This is a genomic window from Sphingomonas sp. S-NIH.Pt3_0716 (assembly GCF_003950715.1).
GTDB classification, from domain to species: domain Bacteria; phylum Pseudomonadota; class Alphaproteobacteria; order Sphingomonadales; family Sphingomonadaceae; genus Sphingobium; species Sphingobium yanoikuyae_A.
In genome coordinates this window covers 14121-34547 of sequence record NZ_QLJK01000012.1, presented here as the reverse complement: position 1 = coordinate 34547, position 20427 = coordinate 14121, and the positions used below count along the sequence as shown (strand labels likewise).

21 protein-coding genes and 1 tRNA gene are annotated in these 20427 nt (G+C 65.7%); 13 read left to right on the top strand and 9 right to left on the bottom strand.

What is annotated here, in order from left to right:
- Window positions 1-7: 7 nt before the first annotated feature.
- Window positions 8-742, bottom strand: coding sequence for a metallophosphoesterase family protein (locus BRX37_RS11485; RefSeq protein WP_234831985.1), 735 nt, complete (start codon window positions 740-742; stop codon window positions 8-10).
- 172 nt (window positions 743-914) lie between these two features.
- Between BRX37_RS11485 and BRX37_RS11480 the strand changes: the two genes are divergently transcribed.
- The 5 genes from BRX37_RS11480 (at window position 915) to pgl (ending at window position 6580) form a co-directional block, all read left to right on the top strand.
- Window positions 915-2123: an acetyl-CoA C-acetyltransferase gene (locus BRX37_RS11480; RefSeq protein ID WP_037507876.1), complete on the top strand. Its 1209-nt coding sequence runs from the start codon at window positions 915-917 to the stop codon at window positions 2121-2123.
- A 25-nt stretch (window positions 2124-2148) separates the two neighbouring features.
- A complete protein-coding gene (locus tag BRX37_RS11475) occupies window positions 2149-4326 on the top strand; it encodes a 3-hydroxyacyl-CoA dehydrogenase NAD-binding domain-containing protein (RefSeq protein WP_125987068.1) in 2178 nt (725 codons plus the stop codon).
- Window positions 4327-4393: 67 nt separating this feature from the next.
- A complete protein-coding gene (gene galE / locus BRX37_RS11470) occupies window positions 4394-5395 on the top strand; it encodes a UDP-glucose 4-epimerase GalE (RefSeq protein WP_125987066.1) in 1002 nt (333 codons plus the stop codon).
- 10 nt (window positions 5396-5405) lie between these two features.
- Window positions 5406-5882, top strand: coding sequence for a YbaK/EbsC family protein (locus BRX37_RS11465; protein WP_125987064.1), 477 nt, complete (start codon window positions 5406-5408; stop codon window positions 5880-5882).
- A 5-nt stretch (window positions 5883-5887) separates the two neighbouring features.
- Complete coding sequence (gene pgl / locus BRX37_RS11460) at window positions 5888-6580, top strand: 6-phosphogluconolactonase (RefSeq protein ID WP_125987062.1); 693 nt, start codon at window positions 5888-5890, stop codon at window positions 6578-6580.
- Window positions 6581-6708: 128 nt separating this feature from the next.
- Here pgl and BRX37_RS11455 read toward each other — a convergent pair whose 3' ends face one another.
- Window positions 6709-6975, bottom strand: a complete 267-nt coding sequence (locus BRX37_RS11455; RefSeq protein ID WP_125987210.1) for a hypothetical protein — start codon at window positions 6973-6975, stop codon at window positions 6709-6711.
- A gap of 57 nt (window positions 6976-7032) precedes the next feature.
- Between BRX37_RS11455 and BRX37_RS11450 the strand changes: the two genes are divergently transcribed.
- Window positions 7033-8169: a pyridoxal phosphate-dependent aminotransferase gene (locus BRX37_RS11450; RefSeq protein WP_125987060.1), complete on the top strand. Its 1137-nt coding sequence runs from the start codon at window positions 7033-7035 to the stop codon at window positions 8167-8169.
- A gap of 93 nt (window positions 8170-8262) precedes the next feature.
- On the opposite strand, the gene BRX37_RS11445 is transcribed toward BRX37_RS11450, so the two are convergent.
- From BRX37_RS11445 to BRX37_RS11435, 3 genes are all read right to left on the bottom strand, one after another.
- Window positions 8263-8347, bottom strand: a tRNA-Leu gene (locus BRX37_RS11445).
- 99 nt (window positions 8348-8446) lie between these two features.
- Window positions 8447-8824, bottom strand: a complete 378-nt coding sequence (locus BRX37_RS11440; protein WP_318276672.1) for an ammonium transporter — start codon at window positions 8822-8824, stop codon at window positions 8447-8449.
- Window positions 8809-9117, bottom strand: coding sequence for an autorepressor SdpR family transcription factor (locus BRX37_RS11435; protein WP_004212039.1), 309 nt, complete (start codon window positions 9115-9117; stop codon window positions 8809-8811). The genes BRX37_RS11440 and BRX37_RS11435 overlap by 16 nt, the downstream gene beginning before the upstream one ends.
- A 116-nt stretch (window positions 9118-9233) precedes the next feature.
- On the opposite strand from BRX37_RS11435, the gene BRX37_RS11430 reads away from it, so the two are divergent.
- Window positions 9234-9572 carry a hypothetical protein gene (locus BRX37_RS11430; protein ID WP_017503721.1) on the top strand — a complete coding sequence of 113 codons (339 nt, stop codon included), beginning with the start codon at window positions 9234-9236 and terminating at the stop codon, window positions 9570-9572.
- 35 nt (window positions 9573-9607) lie between these two features.
- On the opposite strand, the gene BRX37_RS11425 is transcribed toward BRX37_RS11430, so the two are convergent.
- Window positions 9608-11056 (bottom strand): S41 family peptidase, encoded by a 1449-nt coding sequence (locus BRX37_RS11425; RefSeq protein WP_125987058.1) that lies wholly within the window; start codon window positions 11054-11056, stop codon window positions 9608-9610.
- 196 nt (window positions 11057-11252) lie between these two features.
- Between BRX37_RS11425 and BRX37_RS11420 the strand changes: the two genes are divergently transcribed.
- The 6 genes from BRX37_RS11420 (at window position 11253) to BRX37_RS11395 (ending at window position 17334) form a co-directional block, all read left to right on the top strand.
- Complete coding sequence (locus BRX37_RS11420; protein WP_017502336.1) at window positions 11253-11663, top strand: MerC domain-containing protein; 411 nt, start codon at window positions 11253-11255, stop codon at window positions 11661-11663.
- Between the two features lie 148 nt (window positions 11664-11811).
- Complete coding sequence (zwf, locus tag BRX37_RS11415) at window positions 11812-13275, top strand: glucose-6-phosphate dehydrogenase (RefSeq protein WP_125987056.1); 1464 nt, start codon at window positions 11812-11814, stop codon at window positions 13273-13275.
- Complete coding sequence (gene edd, locus BRX37_RS11410; RefSeq protein WP_125987054.1) at window positions 13268-15100, top strand: phosphogluconate dehydratase; 1833 nt, start codon at window positions 13268-13270, stop codon at window positions 15098-15100. Before zwf ends, edd begins: the two co-directional genes overlap by 8 nt.
- A 62-nt stretch (window positions 15101-15162) precedes the next feature.
- Window positions 15163-16143 carry a glucokinase gene (gene glk / locus BRX37_RS11405; protein WP_125987052.1) on the top strand — a complete coding sequence of 327 codons (981 nt, stop codon included), beginning with the start codon at window positions 15163-15165 and terminating at the stop codon, window positions 16141-16143.
- On the top strand, window positions 16140-16757 hold the full coding sequence (gene eda / locus BRX37_RS11400; RefSeq protein ID WP_017502334.1) for a bifunctional 4-hydroxy-2-oxoglutarate aldolase/2-dehydro-3-deoxy-phosphogluconate aldolase: 618 nt from the start codon (window positions 16140-16142) through the stop codon (window positions 16755-16757). Before glk ends, eda begins: the two co-directional genes overlap by 4 nt.
- 55 nt (window positions 16758-16812) lie before the next feature.
- Window positions 16813-17334: a hypothetical protein gene (locus BRX37_RS11395; RefSeq protein WP_125987050.1), complete on the top strand. Its 522-nt coding sequence runs from the start codon at window positions 16813-16815 to the stop codon at window positions 17332-17334.
- A gap of 27 nt (window positions 17335-17361) precedes the next feature.
- Here BRX37_RS11395 and BRX37_RS11390 read toward each other — a convergent pair whose 3' ends face one another.
- From BRX37_RS11390 to BRX37_RS11380, 3 genes are read right to left on the bottom strand one after another with little or no spacing between them, the layout of a single operon-like run.
- Complete coding sequence (locus tag BRX37_RS11390) at window positions 17362-17781, bottom strand: TadE/TadG family type IV pilus assembly protein (protein WP_125987048.1); 420 nt, start codon at window positions 17779-17781, stop codon at window positions 17362-17364.
- Entirely contained in the window at window positions 17778-18293 is a 516-nt protein-coding gene (locus tag BRX37_RS11385) for a TadE/TadG family type IV pilus assembly protein (RefSeq protein ID WP_125987046.1), read from the bottom strand. The genes BRX37_RS11390 and BRX37_RS11385 overlap by 4 nt, the downstream gene beginning before the upstream one ends.
- Window positions 18290-20308 carry a pilus assembly protein TadG-related protein gene (locus tag BRX37_RS11380; RefSeq protein WP_125987044.1) on the bottom strand — a complete coding sequence of 673 codons (2019 nt, stop codon included), beginning with the start codon at window positions 20306-20308 and terminating at the stop codon, window positions 18290-18292. The genes BRX37_RS11385 and BRX37_RS11380 overlap by 4 nt, the downstream gene beginning before the upstream one ends.
- Window positions 20309-20427 lie beyond the last annotated feature (119 nt).

Sequence of the window (20427 nt, the reverse complement as noted above, 5' to 3'; positions counted from 1 at the left end):
CTTTGGTTCACATCCGTCCGGTACGCAGTGCGCGTGCCCAGTCGGGCCGGCTGCGAGCATCGGCCGTGGCGGCCGCGCGTTCGCCGTCATAGGCGACCAGGACGATCTCCGCATGCCAGCCGTCGGCCATCCGCTCGACCAGTGCATAACGGGCTTCGGGCGATCCGGTCTCCACCTTGTGCGGCCAGGGCCGATCATCGTCATAGGCCGGCAGGCCGACGCTGCCTGGATTGACGATCAGCCCGCCATCGGCGCGACGATGGATGCGCGGCACATGGGTATGGCCGCACAGGATCAACGGCGCGACGACGCCCCCTGCCCGCGCCTCGACCTCCGCCTCGGTCGCGGCGCGCAGCCCGGTCGGCTCGACCGTTTCCAGCCAATAATCGATGTCGCTACCCGGCGTGCCATGGACCATCAATATCTCATCCGTCAGCCACAGCGTCTCGGGCAATCCATCAATCCAGTCGCGATGGCGCGGCGCCAGCAGATCATGGGTCGCCCGGTCCGACGCGCCCATCCGATCGGGCGCCAGCGTCAGCAATTGCCGCTCATGATTGCCCCGGATCGTCGGCATATCCAACGCCATAACCCGATCGGCGGTCTCGCAGGGGAAGAGCGGCCCCGACAGGATGTCACCGAGATTGACACATAGATCGACATTGCGCGCAGCCATATCCGCCAGCACGGCGTCGAGCGCATCGATATTGCCATGAATGTCGGAAAGAACCGCAATCTTCACCTGGTGCTTGTCCTGCTGCAATCGCGCCCCACATCAGGCCCGCACCTGACCTTACGGCAAGGCCATGTCGGCGGAAACCGACCATTTCAGGCTTGCACTTTACGTAAACGTAAATACATTCTGGGCCACTTCCGGTGCGCCAAAAGCCGCCAACGGAGAGGGAAAAGGAACCATGGAAGCCTATATCTACGACGCCGTCCGCACGCCCCGTGGCCGGGGCAAGAGCGACGGTTCGCTCCACGACATCACCCCCATCCAGCTTGCGACGCAGATGCTCGAAGCGGTGCGCGACCGCACCCAGATCGACACTGCCGACGTCGACGACGTGATCCTGGGCTGCGTCAGCCCGGTCGGCGAACAGGGCGCGGACATCGCGCGCGTCGCCGTGCTCAACGCCGACTATGCCCAGACCGTGCCGGGCGTGCAGATCAACCGTTTCTGCGCATCGGGCCTGGAAGCGGTCAACATGGCCGCCGCCAAGGTCTATTCGGGCGAAGCGATGTTCGCGATCGGCGGCGGCGTCGAATCGATGAGCCGCGTGCCGATGGCATCGGACGGCGGCGCCTGGGCGATGGACCCGGCGGTCGCCTACAAGACCTATTTCGCGCCCCAGGGCATCGGCGCCGACGTGATCGCCACCAAGTTCGGCATCAGCCGCGACGATGTCGACGCCTATGCCGTCGAGAGCCAGCGCCGCGCCAAGGCCGCCTGGGACGAAGGTCGTTTCAAGAAGTCGATCGTGCCGGTCCGCGACGTGATCGGCGGCATCGCGCTCGACCATGACGAACATATGCGCCCCGACGCGACGATGCAGTCGCTCGGCAGCCTGAAGCCCAGCTTCCAGGCGCTAGGTGAGGACATGCCCGGCTTCGATACCGTCGCCCTGCTGCGCTATCCCGAGCTGGAAAAGGTCAACCATGTCCATCACGCCGGCAACAGCAGCGGCATCGTCGATGGCGCCGCCGCCGTGCTGGTCGGCAACAAGGAAATCGGCGAGAAATACGGCCTTAAGCCGCGTGCGAAGATCAAGGCGATGGCCTCGATCGGTTCGGAACCGCTGATCATGCTGACCGGGCCGGAATTTGTCGCGGGCAAGCTGCTGGCCCGTGCTGGCATGACCACCGCCGACATCGACCTGTGGGAACTGAACGAAGCCTTCGCCTCGGTCGTGCTGCGCTACATGCAGGCGATGAACCTCGACCATAGCAAGATCAACGTCAATGGCGGTGCGATCGCCATGGGCCATCCGCTGGGCGCCACCGGCGCCATGGTGCTGGGCACCGCGCTCGACGAGCTGGAACGCTCGGGCAAGGGCACCGCGCTCATCAACCTGTGCGTCGGCGCGGGCATGGGCACCGGCATCATCATCGAGCGCGTGTAAGCGGCGGACGCAAGGAGAGACACACATGGAAACCATCCGCTTCGACATCGATGCCGACGGCATCGCCACCCTGACGATCGACGTGCCCGGCCAGTCGATGAACGTCATCGGCCCCGACTTCCTGGCTGACCTCGACACCGCCATCACCCGCATCGCGTCGGAAGAGGGCATCAAGGGCGCGGTCATCGCATCGGGCAAGGACAGCGGCTTCATGGCCGGCATGGACCTCAAATATTTCGGGTCGATGCTCGCCAGCGCCGATGGACAGCGCCCCGCCCCCACCGCGATCTTCGACAATGTGTTCGTGCTGAACCAGCTGTTCCGTCGCCTGGAAACCGCCGGCAAGCCGGTCGCTTGCGCGATCGAGGGCACCTGCGTCGGCGGCGGCTTCGAACTGGCGCTGGCCTGCCATCGCCGCTTCGTCGGCGACAGCCCCAAGACTCAGCTCGGCCTGCCCGAAATCCTGATCGGCCTGTTCCCCGGCGGCGGCGGCTCGCAGCGCCTGCCGCGCATCATGGGCGTGCAGGCGTCGCTGATGTACATGCTGCAGGGCAAGCTGTTCCGCCCGGCCGAAGCCGCGATGCTGAAGGTTGTCGACGGCGTGGTGCCGCAGGGCACGTCGCTCGCCGCCGCCAAGGACTGGGTCAAGGCGAACCCGACCGCCAATACCCAGCCCTGGGACGTCAAGGGCTTCAAGGTGCCCGGTGGCGCCGGCGGCTTCAACCCCGCCTTCGTCCAGACCATGGCCGGCGCCCTGCCGATGACGCTCAAGCAGACCCAGCGCAACATGAACGCGCCGATCGCTTTGCTGTCGGCGGTCTATGAGGGCATCACCTTGCCGATGGACCGGGCGATCCGGATCGAGAGCAAATATTTCGCGAAGGTCGCCGCCGATCCGCAGGCGTCGAACATGATCCGCACCCTGTTCGTCAACAAGCAGGCGGCCGAGCGCGGCGCGCGCCGCCCCAAGGACGAGCCCAAGGCGCCGACCATCAAGCTCGCCATGCTGGGTGCCGGCATGATGGGCGCGGGCATCGCCACCGTCGCGGCGCAGGCCGGCATGGACGTGGTGCTGTTCGACCGCGACCAGGCCTATGCCGAGAAGGGCAAGGCCCATGTCGAGGCGGTGCTGGCCAAGCGCCTGGGCCGTGGCATGACGCCCGAGAAGATGGCCGCCACCCTGGCCCGCGTCACGCCCACCACCGACTATGCCGCGCTCGCCGGCGCCGACTTCGTGATCGAAGCGGTGTTCGAGGATGTCGCGATCAAGGCGGAAGTGACCAAGCAGGTCGAAGCCGTGCTGGGCGCCGACACCATCTTCGGTTCCAACACCTCGACCCTGCCGATCACCAAGCTGGCCAATGCCTGGTCCAAGCCCGAGAATTTCATCGGCGTCCACTTCTTCTCGCCGGTCGAGAAGATGCCGCTGGTCGAAATCATCCTGGGTGAGAGGACCGGCCCGGCCGCGATCGCCAAGGCGCTCGACTTCGTGGCCCAGATCAAGAAGACCCCGATCGTCGTCCATGACAGCCGCGGCTTCTACACCTCGCGCAGCTTCGGCACCTATGTGCAGGAAGGCGCGGAGCTGGTCGGCGAAGGCATCAACCCGGCGCTGATCGAAAATGCCGGCAAGCAGCTCGGCATGCCGACCGGCCCGCTGGCGGTCAGCGACGAAGTGTCGATCGAACTGGGCGTCAAGATCATGACCGCCGCCAGGAAGGAACTGGGCGACGCCTATGTTCCCCAGGGGTCGGACGACATCATGCTCAAGATGGTCGAGGCCGATCGCCTGGGCCGCAAGAACGGCAAGGGCTGGTACGACTATCCCGAAGGCGGCAAGAAGCATCTCTCGCCGGTGCTCGGCGATCTGTTCCCGCGCGCCGACGCCCAGCCGGACGTCGAGGAAGTCAAGGAACGCCTCCTCTATCGCCAGTTGATCGAATGCGCCCGCTGCTTCGAGGAAGGCGTGCTGGAAACGCCGGAAGATGGCGATATCGGCGCGATCTTCGGCTGGGGCTTTGCGCCCTATACCGGCGGTCCGTTCAGCCATATGGACACGGTCGGCATCGCCCATGTCGTGGCCGTGCTGGACCGGCTGGCCGCTGCCCATGGCCCCCGCTTCGCCCCCACGGCGCAGCTGCGGGAAATGGCGGCCAACGGCGCGACCTTCTATCGCCCCGTTCCGTCTCGCGCTGCAGCATGAGCGATTTGTAAATCGTAACGCTTCTGTATTAGGTCTCCCCGGACATATTCGGGGAGACCTTTTCTTTATGAGCAAGCCAACGGTTCTGGTCACGGGCGGCGCCGGCTATATCGGCAGCCATGCGGTGCTGGCGCTGAAGGATGCCGGCTATGGCGTGGTGGTGATCGACAATCTGGTCACCGGCTTCCGCTGGGCCGTGCCGCAGGACGTCCCCTTCGTGCAGGGCGACATCGCAGACCAGGCGCTGGTACAGGCGACGCTGCGCGAACATGGCGTCCAGGCGATCATGCATTTCGCCGGATCGGTGGTGGTACCGGAATCGGTCGAAAACCCGCTCAAATATTATAACAACAACAGCGCCAAGACCCGCGACCTGCTGGAGAGCGCGGTCGCCGTCGGCGTTCCCCATTTCATTTTCTCCTCGACCGCCGCCACCTATGGCATACCGGAGGAAAGCCCGGTCAGGGAAACGACGCCGCAGCGACCGATCAATCCCTATGGCATGTCGAAGCTGATGACCGAATATATGCTGCGCGACGTTGCCGCCGCCCATGCCATGAACTTCTGCGCGCTGCGCTATTTCAACGTCGCCGGCGCCGATCCGCAGGGCCGCACCGGCCAGTCGACGGCCGGCGCCACCCACCTGATCAAGGTCGCGGTCGAGGCGGCACTGGGCAAGCGCAGCCATGTCAGCGTCTTCGGCACGGATTTCGCCACGCCCGACGGCACCGGCGTGCGCGACTATATCCATGTCAGCGATCTCGCCGCCGCCCATGTGCTGGCGCTCGAAGCGCTGATCGCCCACCCCGATCGCAATTACATGCTCAATTGCGGCTATGGCCGGGGCTTCTCCGTGCTCGAAGTGCTGGACGCGGTCGACCGGGTCACGAACATGACGATCGAGCGCCGGTTGGAAGGGCGCCGTGCGGGCGATCCCGATGCGCTGATTTCCGACAATAGCGCGCTGATGGCGGAATTTCCCTGGCAGCCGCGCTATGCCGACCTCGGCCAGATCGTCGACCATGCGCTCGCCTGGGAACGCAAGCTGAGCGACATCCAAAAGGCATGAGGCAGAAGGCATGAGCGAAGCCAGCGTTCGCGCCTTCTTCGCCGCGCAGGCGCCCGATGTCGTCATCATCGACCAGGGCGTCAGTACCGCCACGGTGATCGAGGCGGCAGCGGCGCTGGGCGTCGAACCCGCGCGTATCGCAAAGACCCTGTCGCTGCGCGTCGGCGATAGGGTGGTGCTGGTCTGCGCCCGCGGCGACGCCCGCCTGTCCAATGGCAAGGCGAAGGCGGCGCTGGGCGCCAAGCCGCGCATGCTGGGCGCGCATGAGGTGGAGGAGATTACCGGCCATCCGGTCGGCGGCGTCTGCCCCTTCGGCCTCGCAAGCGCCTTGCCCGTCTATTGCGATGTCTCGTTGCAGGCGTTCGACACCGTGTTTCCGGCGGCGGGATCGCGCACAGCCTCGGTCGAACTGACGCCCGATCGGCTTGCCGCCTTGACCGGGGCGCAATGGATCGACATCTGCACCCTTCCCGAAATCGTCGAGTGAGAGCCATGCCGACCGAACATATCTTTGCTACCGGGGCTGAGGCCGCCACCGATATCGCCGCCCGCATCGCCACCGTGTTGTCGAACGCCATCACCGAACGCGGTGTCGCGACGCTGGCCGTGTCGGGCGGCCGCTCGCCCCGCCCCGTGCTGGCAGCGCTGTCGAAGGTGCCGCTCGACTGGACGAAGCTGATCGTCACTTTGGTCGATGAACGCTGGGTCGATCCGGTCAGCGCCGACAGCAACGAGCGGCTGGTGCGCGAAACCCTGCTGCAGGGTCCGGCGGCGGCCGCCCGCTTCGTGCCGATGAAGAACAGCGCCGCCGACGCCTATGCCGGCCAGAGCGCGGTCGAGGCGGACTTTGCTGCCCTGCCCTGGCCGTTCGACATCATCCTGCTCGGCATGGGCGATGACGGCCATACCGCCTCGCTCTTCCCGGAGGGCGAGGAACTGGTCGAAGGGCTTTCCAGCCAGGCTTATACCATCGCCGCCACCCCGCCGGTCGCGCCGCACCAGCGCCTGTCGCTGACCGCGCATGCGATCCTGCAGAGCCGCCATATCTTCCTGCAGATCGGCGGCGCGGGCAAGAAGGCGGTCTATGACCAGGCGCTGGCTGGCGGCCCGGTGGAAGAACTGCCGATCCGCCTCGCCCTGCTGCAGGACAAGGTGCCGGTCGAGGTGTGGATCGCCGAAGCCTAAAAACTCCTCCCCTGCAAGGGGAGGGGGACCATTTGCGCAGCAAATGGTGGAGGGGTATCCCGCTTGCGATAGGGCGCCCCCCCTCCGTCACGCGCTTCGCGCGCGCCACCTCCCCTTGCAGGGGAGGATTATCGGTCGCGCACCGCATGTTTCGAGATCAGATAGCGCCACACGCCGACCGCGTTGATCGCCAACAGCGCGACATTCTGCCAGCCGATGCCCTCGCTGTCCTTGTCGAGAAAGCCCCAGCCGATCAGCGCGATTGAGCTGGTGACGAACAGCACGAACGCCCAGCCGGTGATCCGCCGCCCCAGGTTCAGCGACACCACCAGCGCCGCAAGGGTGGCGGCGCTGGCACCATAATATTGCAGGGCGGTGAGCAGCGCTTGGTTCATGCCAGACAGAACGTAGCGGCCATGGACATGGTTGCCCGCACAGAATAGGCACCCGGCATGATTGCCCAGATCGACCCCTTCCACGCCATCGCCATCAACCGCGAGGCCCATGCCCTCAAGGCTCAGGGCCGCTCCATCCTGCACATGGAGTTCGGCCAGCCCTCGACCGGTGCGCCCGCCGCCGCCATCGCGCTGGCGCATGAGGTGCTCGACACCGACCCGATGGGCTATTGGGAAAGTCCGGCGCTCAAGGAACGGATCGCCCGCCTCTATGCCGACCGGCACAATGTCGCCGTCGATCCCGAACAGGTGCTGCTGACCTGCGGCGCCTCGCCCGGCCTGGTGCTGGCGCTCACCAGCCTGTTCGCGCCCGGTGCCCGCGTCGCCACCGCGCGGCCGGGCTATGTCGCCTATCGCAACACGTTGAAGGCCCTCTATCTGGAGCCGGTCGAGATCGCCTGCGGTCCGGCCGAACGCTATCAGATCAGCGCCGACGCGCTGGCCGCCATCGAGCCAGCGCCAGACGGCCTGATCCTTGCCAGCCCGGCCAACCCGACCGGCACGATCATCCCGGCCGACGAACTGGCAGCGATCGCCAAAGTGTGCGCGACACGCGGCATCCGCATCATCTCCGACGAAATCTATCATGGCCTCAGCTTCGGCGAACCGGCCCGGTCGATGCTGGAATATGCCCCCGACGCGGTGATCGTGAACAGCTTCTCCAAATATTTCAGCATGGCCGGCTGGCGGCTAGGCTGGATCGTCGTGCCTACAGACCTGATCGGCGCGGCGCGGGCGCGGATGGGCAATCTGTTCCTGACGCCCCCGGTGCTGGCGCAGCAGGCGGGGCTGGCCGCCTTCGACTGCACCGACGAGTTGGAAGGCCATGTCGACACCTATCGCCGCAACCGGCAATTGCTGCTCGACGCCCTGCCCGCGCTCGGCCTCGCCAGCATCGCGCCGCCCGATGGCGCCTTCTATATCTATGCCGACATCAGCCATCTCACCAATGACAGCCTGGCCTTCTGCCAGAAGCTGCTGCGCGAGACCGGCGTAGCCACCGCGCCAGGGATCGATTTCGATCCGGTCGACGGCCATCGCTTCATCCGCTTCAGCTTCGCCGTCTCGACCGACCGGGTCGAGGATGCGATCGCGCGGATGATCCCCTGGTTCCAGGCGCAGCCGGCCCGCTGAAAGGCAGCGGGCCTAAAAAGGTCCGTAACGCCATCTGCAATTTACGAGGAATAGGCGAGGCCGCAAATGGCGGCGCCTGAGGCCAATCAAATATGGTGCGGGCGGTCGGAATCGAACCGACACTCCTTGCGGAACCGGATTTTGAGTCCGGCGCGTCTACCAGTTTCACCACGCCCGCATCTGATCGTGGAAGGGGGCACCTAGCAGGTCATGCACCGGCTGCAAAGCCCCCAAAATCACTCCCGCAACAAAGCCGCCAGGCAGGCGAAACAAGGGCCTAGCGGCGAGCCCGCAACCGAGCGCGCAAGGCGAGGCCATAGCCGATCGTCACGGCCATCCCCGCCCCCACCGCGATGCAGCCGCCGAGGACCGCCACCGGTATCGGCGCGAACGCCCAGAAGCCGGCATAGATAATGCCGCTGAGCGCCATCGACCAGCCGCCAACCCGCACCACCTGCCGCGCGCAGGCGTCGGGCAGGAAAGCCTTGGGCATGCGATTGCCATACCAGGCGATCATCAACCCGTTGGCGCCGATCACCAGCCGCGTGACCATGTCACTGTCCAGCCAGTCGAGCTTGCGCCCCTGACTGGCGGCCAGCGCCAGCAGCAGGATACCGCCGCCCCAGAGCAGGCCCGCCTTCAATTCCCTGTCCATCCTGCCTTCTCCCGATGCTGATCCGGCGCCTCCACGCCGATGCCGAACGACTGGGCAAAGCCCAGCAGCGCCTCTTCCAGCACCGACAGCTTGAGATGATAGATGACCGACTTGCCGGCCTTTTCGGCATGGACCAGGTCGGCCTCCTTCAGCACCGCGAAATGCGCCGACATGGTCGGTTTGGAGACATCGAACTGGTCGCTCAGTTCGCCCGCGCTCATCGGCCCCTGGCGCAGCAATTGCAGCACCCGGCGACGGGTCGGATCGGACAAGGCGCGGAAGACCTGGCTCATGATGAGATAATTAGCTAAATATCAAAATGAGTCAAGCGGCCATGACGATCGCCGTGGCGCTGCCGCGCCGGCTGCGATAGGGAGCGGCCAAAGTTTCCTTCAATCCAGGCAGAGACATGGCCCGCAAATATTCCAAACATGGCCCTTATGAAGATGTACATCGCGAGGAAGCGGAAGCGCCGCCCCCGCCGCCCTGCTGGCTATGCGGGCGTCCAACGGGCACGACCATCGTGTGGCACCATCCCGTTCCCAAGAGCAGGGGCGGCCGCGACGTCGTGCCGATGCACGGCATCTGCCAGCAGACGCTGATCGCCAATTTCACCAATTCCGAATTGCAGCGCCACGGCATGGACGTGGAAGGCCTGCTGCTCCATCCGCCGATCCGCAAGTTCGTCGACTGGGTGGCGAACAAAGATCCCGATTTCACCGCGACCATCACCAAGAAGCAGCGCTGATCGCAGTCAGCGCTGCCACCTGATCGATTGACCGGTCAGAACAGACCCGGCACCTCGCGCTGGGCCGGATTGGGCCGCTGCGGCGCCAGCAATTCGCGCGGGGCGGACACCGGCGACGTCACCGCCTTGCGGCTGAGCGTCGCCACCGCGCCGCCGATCGGCGTACAACTCCGCCCGGCGATGAAGTCCAGCGCCTGCCGGGTCGCCGCCTCGCGCGGATCGCCCAGCGGATAGCTGATATCGTCCCATGCCTGGCAACTGGCCTTGATGCTGCTCGCCAGTCCATCATAATAATCGGCATTGCCCGCGCTGTTCTGGGTGGCGAAGGCCACCACGCGCAACCGGTCGTCACAGGCTTCGCGATCGATCGCGATCTGCCCAACCGGCTTGCCATAGGTGTTGGCGCCGATCAGCGCCGCCTGCGCACCCAGATAGGGGATGAAGGCGTTGATCACCAGTTCGCTCGCCGATGCCGTCCCGCCGCTGCCGATGAAGGCGATGCGCGTGGGCGCCACCGATTGCGCCAGCGGCTCGAAATTATAGGTCTCGTTCTCCGCGCTCTTTTCCGGGCGGAAGGTCATGCGGGTGAAGACGTCGGTCGACGCCCGGTTCGCGCCCATCAGATCGCCCAGAACCTTGGCCGTCGAAACGAGGCCGCCGCCATTATAGCGCAGGTCGAGGATGATATCGGTCACGCCCTGCGCCTTGAAACCGGCGAACGCGTCGCGCAGCGGCTGCTCCGCCGACAGGATGAAGGTGCGCAGATTGACATAGCCGACACGGCGGCCGCCATCGTCGATCACCCGCGCGCCATAGCGGTTCGATACCGGCATCAGGTCGAAGTCGCGCTTGGTCACGGATACGGTCCGCGTGCTGGTCGCATCGGCGATGCGCAGCAGCCGGGTCGTGCCGGCACTGTCCGGCCCCATCGCATCGGCCACGGCATCGGCACCGCCCGACGCGAACAGCGACGATATGCTGCGCATGTTGGTGATGCTGGTGCCGATCTCCAATATCTCCGCGCCGCGATCGATGCCGGCGGCGAGCGCCGGGCCGTTCTCGAACGATTCGATGACGAACAGGCGGGTGACCCCGCTGTCGGTCGCGAAGCGCAGGCCGAAGCCGGCGCTCGACCCCGACTGATAATAGGCATTCTCCGCCTTGATGGAGGTGAGATAGGTGAAATAGCGATCCCGTCGCTGCGACCGCGCGCCCTGTGTCAGCGCGTCGATATAGCTGTCGACACTGGCATAGCCGGCCGGGCTGAGCGCGGACGGCAGGGTTTCAGGGAAAAGATACCATTCCTTGAGCGTCGCCGCCGCCCAATCCTGCCGCTCCCGCACCGAACAGGTGGCGGTCGGCGTGGGTGTGGGCGTCGCCGTCGGCGGCGCAGTGCCTGCGCTGTCGGACCCGCCACCACCACAAGCCGCCAACATCGCCAGCCCACCCGCCAGCAACGCCAGGCGCGCAACCCCATGCTTCATCACTATTCCCCCCAAAGACCGCAGACGGGATAGGCCGCGCTCCGCAGCACGGCAAGATAGCGTTGAAACAAAAGCGCTTTCTGCGCCGTCAACCAATCGCCCCGGCAACGCCTTCCGTCCCCCCGCCCTTGACTTCCCATGCCCCCATATCGATATGGCCGGGGAAAATGTAACATTATATCATTTAGGAAAAATCATGCCCCATTGCGAAGCGCCGGAACCTAATCCGGCCGGCCGCCCCCGCTCCTGGCTCGACGGCTTCGCCATCTGCGCCTCCGCGCTCTGCACCGTCCATTGCCTGGGCCTGCCGCTGCTCTTCGCCTTGCTGCCGACCATCGCCACGCGGATCGATCCGGGCGAATCCTTCCACCTGCTGATGCTCGCCATCGCCGTGCCGACCAGCCTGTTCGCGCTGTTGCAGGGCTGGCGCCGCCACCGCGCCGCGCTGCCGCTCGGCATCGGCCTGGCCGGCCTGTCCCTGATGGCCGTGGGCGCGCTGCTCGCCCGCACCCCATTGAGCGAAGCGATCTGGACCGTCGGCGGCAGCGCCCTGCTGGCCGGGGCGCATATCCTCAACTGGCGCCGGGGCCTGCGCGCCGCCTGCTGATCGACACCATAGACCGCCCCGCCTTCCCGCGAGTCGTTCGCAGTTGCAGCATCATTTTCCTGCCTATAGCCTGCTTGCGTAACGAAGCACGGCCGGTATAAGAGCCGCATCGTGCAGACATAGATAACTAACGGAGAAGGACTGTCCTTTGACCGAACCGTCTGCCACGTTCCTGTTGTTCGGTGCCACCGGCGATCTTGCCCGGCGCATGATTTTCCCATCGCTCTACAATCTTCTGTCGGACGGCCTGCTGCCCGACGACTTCCTGATCATCGCTTCGGCCCGCACCGAAATGGATGACGAAGCCTTTCGCGAGGAAGTCTGCGCGGCGCTCAAGCAGTTCCTGCCGGCCGACCGCTACGATGCCGACATCGCCGCGCGTTTCCGCGCGATGATCCTCTATCAGCCGGTCGATTCCAGCAACGGCGCCCATTTCGCTGAGCTGGCCGAGCGCGTCGATGGACGCCTGGAACGCGGCATTTCCGTCTATCTCTCCACCCCGCCCTCACTGTTCGGCCCGACCGCCCAGGGGCTGGCCGACGCCGGCCTGCTGACGCCCAGGACGCGGATCGCGATGGAAAAGCCGATCGGCAAGGATCTCGCTTCCTCCAAGGTCGTGAACGACAGCATCGGCCACCTGTTCGCTGAAGAGCAGATTTTCCGCGTCGACCATTATCTGGGCAAGGAAACCGTTCAGAACCTGCTGGCGCTCCGCTTCGGCAATGTCATGTTCGAACCGCTGTGGAACGCCACCGCGATCGACCATGTCCAGATCACCGTCGCCGAAACGGTGGGCCTCGAAGGCCGCGTTTCCTATTATGACGGCGTCGGTGCGCTGCGCGACATGGTGCAGAACCATATCCTCCAGATCCTTTCCATCCTGACGATGGAGCCGCCCGCGCGGATGGACCCCACGGCCGTGCGCGACGAGAAGGTGAAGGCGCTGCGTTCGCTGCGTCCGATGACGGCGGAAACGGTCAAGACCCACAGCGTGCGCGGCCAATATACGCCCGGCGCCGTCGGCGGCCAGATCGTCACCGGCTATGCCGACGAACTGGGCCAGCCGTCCGACACCGAAACCTTCGTCGCGCTGAAGGCGCATATCGACAATTGGCGCTGGCAGGGTGTGCCCTTCTACCTGCGCACCGGCAAGCGGCTGCCCGCGCGCCAGTCGGAAATCATGATCCAGTTCAAGCCGGTCCGCCATTCGATCTTCGGCCGTGACGGGCATGGGTCCGGGCTGGAACCGAACACGCTGGTGATCCGCCTGCAGCCGGAAGAATATATCCGCCTGACCATCATGTCGAAGCGGCCGGGACTGGAGCGTCAGGTGCAGTTGGAGGAAGTGACGCTCGACGTGTCGCTGACCGCCGCCTTTGCCGGCCAGCGTCGCCGCATCGCCTATGAACGACTGATCCTCGACCTGCTCGCTGGCGACCAGACCTTGTTCGTCCGCCGCGACGAGGTGGAAGCCCAATGGGCCTGGATCGATTCCATCATCGACGGATGGAAGGAGGCGCACATGAAGGTGTCGACCTATTCCTCCGGGAACTGGGGGCCGTCCTCGGCCATTGCCCTAATTGAACGCGACGGAGCCAGCTGGCATGACTGATCTTCACCCCGTGATCGCCAAGGTCACAGAACGCATCACAGAACGCAGTGCGGCGACGCGCCTCAAATATCTCGACCTGATCGAGCGGGGCCGCGACGCCGGCACCAATCGTGCCCAGCTGTCCTGCGGCAATCTCGCCCATGGCTTTGCCGCCAGCGGCGAGGACAAGGCTGTCATCCGCACCGGCCGGGCGATGAACATCGGCATCATCACCGCCTATAATGACATGCTCTCGGCCCATCAGCCCTATGGCCGCTACCCCGAGCAGATCAAGATCGCCGCACGCGAGATCGGCGCCACGGCGCAGGTGGCGGGCGGCGTGCCAGCCATGTGCGACGGCGTGACCCAGGGCCAGGCCGGCATGGACCTCTCCCTTTTCAGCCGCGACACCATCGCCCTGTCGACCGCCGTGTCGCTCAGCCATGCGATGTTCGAAGGCAATCTGATGCTCGGCATCTGCGACAAGATCGTGCCCGGCCTGCTGATCGGCGCACTGCGTTTCGGCCATCTGCCGACCATCCTGATCCCCGCCGGACCGATGCCCTCGGGCCTCGCCAACAAGGAAAAGGTGCGCATCCGCCAGCTCTATGCCGAGGGCAAGGTGGGTCGCGACGAACTGCTGGAAAGCGAAAGCGCCTCCTATCATGGCGCGGGCACCTGTACCTTCTATGGCACCGCCAATAGCAACCAGATGATGATGGAAGTCATGGGTCTGCACATGCCCGGCGCCGCCTTCGTCAATCCAGGCACGAAGCTGCGCAGCGAACTGACACGCGCCGCCACCCATCGCATCGCCGACATCGGCTGGGACGGCAACGACTATCGCCCGCTCGGCCACTGCATCGATGAAAAGGCGATCGTCAACGCGATCATCGGCCTGATGGCCACCGGCGGTTCGACCAACCATGCGATCCACCTGCCCGCGATCGCGCGCGCGGGCGGCATCCATATCGACTGGACCGACTTTGCCGAACTGTCGGACGTGGTGCCGCTGCTGGCGCGCGTCTATCCCAATGGCTCGGGCGACGTGAACCATTTCCACGCGGCGGGCGGCATGGCCGTCATCATCCGCGAACTGCTCGACGCCGGCCTGCTCCACCGCGACATCATGACCGTCGCGCGCCAGGATCTGACCGATTATGGCAAGGAACCGGTGCTGCAGGATGACGCGCTGGTCTGGCAGGATGTCCCCGCCAGCCGCGACGAGGCGATGCTGCGTCCGGCCTCCAACCCGTTCCAGGCCGATGGCGGCATGAAGCTGCTGCAGGGCAATCTTGGCCGCTGCGTGATGAAGGTCAGCGCGGTCGACAAGGAACGCTGGACGATCGAGGCGCCGGCCGCGATCTTCCACGATCAGGACGATGTGCTGCGCGCCTTCAAGGCGGGCGAACTGGAACGCGACGTCGTCGTCGTCGTCCGCTTCCAGGGCCCGCGTGCCAACGGCATGCCCGAACTGCACAAGCTGACCCCGGCGCTGGGCGTGCTACAGGATCGCGGCTTCAAGGTCGCCTTGTTGACCGACGGCCGAATGTCGGGCGCATCGGGCAAGGTGCCTGCCGCCATCCATCTGTCGCCCGAGGCGCTGGGTGGTGGCCCGATCGGCAAGCTGCGCGATGGCGACCTCGTCCGCGTCTGCGCGGAAAGCGGTCAGGTCGAGGCGCTGGTCGATGCTGCCACCTGGGACGCGCGCGACATTCCCGCCGCCCCGCCGCCACCCTATGACACCGGCCGCGAACTGTTCGCGCTGTTCCGCCATAATAGCGACCTTGCCGAACAGGGCGCTTCCCCGATCCTCGCCGCGATGGACGCCGAACTCGCGATATAAGCACAGCCATTCGTGCCGGCGCACTCGGATGCGCTGGCGCGAATGTCCGGAGAGAGAGACAAATGACCGACATCATCGCCGCTGACATTGGCGGCACCAATGCGCGCTTCACCCGCGCCTCGCTGGACGACAAGGGCGTGCCGACACTCGGCACCGTCCGCAAATACAAGGTCGCCGACTATCCCAGCCTCCAGGCCTGCTGGGGCGCGTTCGTCGAAGACGAAAGCAAGGATAGCGACACCCCGCTGCCCGACGCCGCCTCTATCGCCTTTGCCACCGCCATCGGCCGCGAAGTCATCAAGCTGACCAACAGCAACTGGGTCATCCGCGCCGACACGCTGGCGGAGGATCTGGGCCTGCGCACCGTGCGCCTGGTCAATGATTTCGAAGCGGTCGCCCACGCCGTCTCGCGCCTGCCCGACGAAAATCTGCCCCTGTTGTTCGGCGAGGATCGCCCCTTCCCGCGCGACGGCGGCGTCACCGTGGTCGGCCCCGGCACCGGCCTTGGCGTCGCGATGATCGCCTATGATGATGGCCATCCCCATGTCATCGCGACCGAGGGCGGCCATCTCGACTTCGCCCCGCTCGACCAGATCGAGGTGAAGATCCTCGACTATCTGCGCGACAAGTTCCTGCGCGTCTCGACCGAGCGGATCGTGTCGGGTCCGGGCCTCAACTATATCTACAAGGCGCTCGCCACCATCGGCCATGACCGGGTCATGCTGATGGAAGACCCCGAATTGTGGCAGGCCGCGCTCGACGGCAGCGACGAGTTCGCCCGCCGCGCGCTCGACCGCTTCTGCCTCTGCTATGGCTCGGTCGCGGGCGATCTGGCACTGGCGCACGGCCCCCATGCGGTGGTACTGGCCGGCGGCCTCACCCAGCGGATGAAGGATTTTCTCGAACAGAGCGGCTTCCACACCCGCTTCAAGGCCAAGGGCCGGTTCGAGAGCCTGATGGCGACCGTGCCGATCCGCTGTGCGATCCATGAAGAAATCGGCCTGTTCGGCGCTGCCGCGGCCTTTAGGGAGAAGAATGCATGAGCTTGACCGTCGAACAGGTGATGGAACTGGCCCCGGTGATCCCGGTGCTGGTGGTCGATCGGGTCGAGGATGCGCTCCCCATTGCCCAGGCGCTGGTGAAGGGAGGCCTGCCCGCGCTTGAAGTCACGCTGCGCACCCCCGCCGCGCTCGACGTCATCCGCGAGATGGCGAAGGTCGAGGGCGCGGTCGTCGGCGCCGGCACGGTGCTGAACCCGGCCCAGCTTGACGCCGCGATGGAGGCGGGCGCCCGCTTCATCGTCAGCCCCGGCCTCACCGAACCGCTGGGCAAGGCCGCGATCGCCGCCAACATCCCGTTCCTGCCCGGCACCGCCACGGCCGGCGACATCATGCGCGGCATGGACATGGGCCTGTCCCACTTCAAATTCTTCCCGGCGGAAACCTCGGGTGGTCTTCCGGCGCTCAAGGCGCTGGCCGCGCCACTGCACACCGCCCGCTTCTGCCCGACCGGCGGCATCACCGCCCAGAGCGCGCCCGAATGGCTGGCCCAGCCCTTCATCAAATGCGTCGGCGGCAGCTGGGTCGTGCCCAAGGGGCCGGTCGATCCCGACAAGATCGAGGCACTGGCGCGCGAAGCTGCCGCCCTGCCCCGCTAATCTATCGCGCGGGACCGGACAGAGGGCCATTGCACCCCGTTCGGTCCCGCCCTAGATGCAGATCATGATCACGCGCCGCTTCCTTCCCACCATCGCCCTGATCCTGTCGGGCTGCGCCGGCGCGCATGAAAGCTATCCCTCGCTTGCCAAGCGCCCGGTCGAAAGCGCGCCGATGGCCGAGGCGCCCGCCGCCCCGCTCCCCGCGCCGGCCGACGACAAGCTCAAGGCCCAGATCAGCCAGCTCACGAGCCAGGCCCAGAGCGGCGGCGCCAATTTCGACAAGGCCTATGCCAGCGCCGACCGCGCCGTGAACAGCGCCGGCCGGGCATCGGTATCAAGCGATGCCTGGGTCGCCGCACAGGTTGCGATCAGCGCCGCCGAATCCGCGCGCAACGACAGCGTCTCCGCCCTCGCCAGCCTCGACACCCTGTTCATCGAACGCTCCAACGCGGTCGCCGATGGATCGGAAAAGGGCGGCGTCGCGGATATCGACGCGGCACGCGCCAGCGTCCTGTCGATGGTCGACAGTCAGAATGACCGCATCGACGCGCTGAAGAACCGCCTGCCCCAGCCCTGACCGGAGCATTGGGCATTAGCCCATCTGTCAGCCCGCCAGCCCCGGCAGGCAGGATTTCGCCGACACCGTCGTCGGCAGCGGCACGAGCTGGCTGATCGGCGAGCTGAACGGCTTGTTGATCTCGACCATGCTGGCCTGGCCGACACCGCGACACGCCACATTGGCCTGAATGCTGACATTGGCCGCAGCAATGACGATGCCGTTCGCCTTGGCCCGCGCCACGGCATAGCTGATCTGCTGCTGCGTGGTGCCGCATGCGCTGTCATTGACCATATGGCAGCGCGCCGTGCTGTAGGCGGCCTCGCGCAGCGCCTGCTTGGTCCAGGCCAGCCGCCCCAGTTCGATCACGCCGAACAGGCAGGCAAAGAAGACCGGCGCCAGCAGCGCAAATTCGATTGCAACTGCGCCCGTCTGGTTCGATCGGATAGGGTTCAGCCATCGGGTCATTGCAGGCGCACCGTCGTCTTCTGAGTGATGACCGCCTTTTCCGCGAGCGAGGCCGGGACGAATTGCGGGTTGAACTTGTAGCTCGCGACGATGTCGAGATAATAGCCCGACCGGCTGTTCGCGCTCGCGCCGCTGCCACAGCTCTGGCCGCAACTGTTGGTCGGAATGAAGCTGCCCGTCTGGCTGAGGCAGGCGCAGACGCGGGAACTGTTCGTGCAATTGCCCGTCCCGCCATTGCAGCCGACGGTGACGGTGATCGGGCTTTGCCCCGGCGCCGCCGCCATCGCCTGGACATAGGCGGGAATGGACTGGAACTGCACCGCGTCGCGTGTCTTGAAGGCCGACAGCGATGCACCGCTGACCGCTTCGGCCAGCCGCCCACGCTGGATGGTGAACTGGGCGATGTCGATCGCGACCAGGCTGATGGTGAAGAACAGGGTCAGCCACAGCGCGAACTCGACGGTGGCAACGCCCCGTTCCGAGCGGCGCAGCGTTCGCAAGCCGCCGATCATGCCACCAACTCCACATCGCCGCCGCTGCCGCCGACCAGATCGCTGATCGACTTGCAGGCGGTGCCCGCATTGGCGCCGCCGCTTGCCGTGACGCGATAGGCGATCAGGGTGAAGCACTGGCCCGCCGACAGGCTGTTGTTGCCGCCCGACATGGTCACGGCCGAATTGGGCAGATGGACCACGCCGGAAAAGACATTCTGCGATCCTGCGCCCCAGTTGGTCGCCTGCGATGTCAGGCTGTCGACCAATATGTCGGCGATGGCCGCCCCTTCGACGGTACTGGTGGGGGCGATCAGCTTGGTCTTGGCCCCGCCGGCCAGGTTGATGGTCCCGCCCAGGATGAAGCTGACATTGACGCCGGCCATGTCATAGCCGGACACCGATACCCCCTCCAGCGTCTGGCCCCAGCTCTGGTTGGTGATCGGCGACGTATAGGGCCAGGTGGTGCCACCGGTGCCGTTGGTCAGGCCGCCGCTCACCGTGTAGCGCCCGGCGCCGAACAGCACCGATCCGGCGATCGACAGATTGCCGTTGATCAGGTGATTGGCGGTCTTGCCGAAGACCAGGCGACTGCCACCGGCCGTCACGATATTGCCATTGGCGCTGAACAGCCCGTCGCCCATGAAGAAGCGGCCGCTACCGCTCAGCGTGATGGCGTCGCTGCCGGCATTGGCCAGGGTGTAGTTGCCGGTGCCCGCGATCAGGGTGGAATCGCCATCGATCCTGATCTGGCCGGCAACGTCCAGATCGCCATCGCCCAGCGTCATCCAGCTGCCGCCGCCGACGCTGATCCCCTTGAAGCCGTGACTGCCCGCGCCCACCGCTAGGGACGTGCCGCCCGACAGCGTGATGTTGGCGGCGATCGAGACAGGGCCGGCGCCGATCCGGTTGGTGCCCGCAAAGCTGACCGTGCCGGCGCCGATCGACACTTCGCCATTGCCGAAGGTGACGCCGCTCGATCCACTGTTGAAGCCGCCATTGATCCGCCAGACATTGTCACCGAAATTGACAGTCGAACCGCCACCAACCGACACGCCATTGGCGACGGTGACGGTGGAGCCAGCCTGGAAGGTGACAGTGATGCCACCGTCGATCGTGATCCGCGACAGGCAGTAATTGCCGGCGGGCACGGTGAATTTGGCGCTATTGCCCTGACGGAAGGGCGCCACGCCGGCCGAGGGAGAATTGCCGAACGTCCATATGTCGGCGCAGGCCGGTGTCACCGGATTGGCGATGGTCCGCGGCGTGCGGAAGGTGCCGAGCAATTGCCGCGCGGTGGCGAGATCCATCGAATTGGCGAGCGGGTCGCTGATCGCGGTCGACTGGTTGATCCGCTTGTCCGCCGCCGGGACATTGCCGTTCCAGCTGGGATTGGAAAAGCTGCCGGCATAGCGCAGCAGATCGGCCGACAGCGTGCCATAATTGTTGATGATGTCGGCCGCGCCCGAGACGATTTCCTTGGCCGTGATGCCCGACCCGCCATTGTTGACCGATCCGGCGCCGACCACCGAACAGTCGGTCGCGTTGATTGTCGCGCCGCCCTGTGTCTCGACCGCATTGCCCGACGAGGCGAGGCCCAGAATGCAGGGCGTGGCCGACGCGCTGCCGGCCAAGCGCGCCATCGCGCTAACCTTCACCGGCATGGTCGCCGCAGCGCCCAATATGCGGCTGAGGCTGAGCGGCAGCGGCGTCGTCAGTTCGACGCGCACTGCCTTGGCGCCGGCTTCGGGCGTGTCGGCCAGCAGCGCGACTTCGATCGTCGCATCAGTGATGCCATGGGCGGTGACCAGGTCGACCGCGGTGGGCCGCAATATCGCCTGCGATCCGTCCGCCTTGTAGGCGACGGCTGCGGCCAGCGCCGCCATGTCGGCCACGCGCTGGGTCGCGATCCGCCGCTCATAGCCGCGATTGAGATCGACAGCGAGACCCGCCATGCCAATGACGCCGATCAGCGACAGGGCAGCGACGACACTGACACTACCGTCATGCCTCAGAAATAAATTGCGGAATTTCATAGACAATCCCGAATGAAATGTCGGGACTGCCATTCCGCGCAAAAACTTGATTAATTGCTAATTCACGCAATTTTCGCAAAATAATGTCGGACAATTGGTTGACGACGACGGATCGCCAG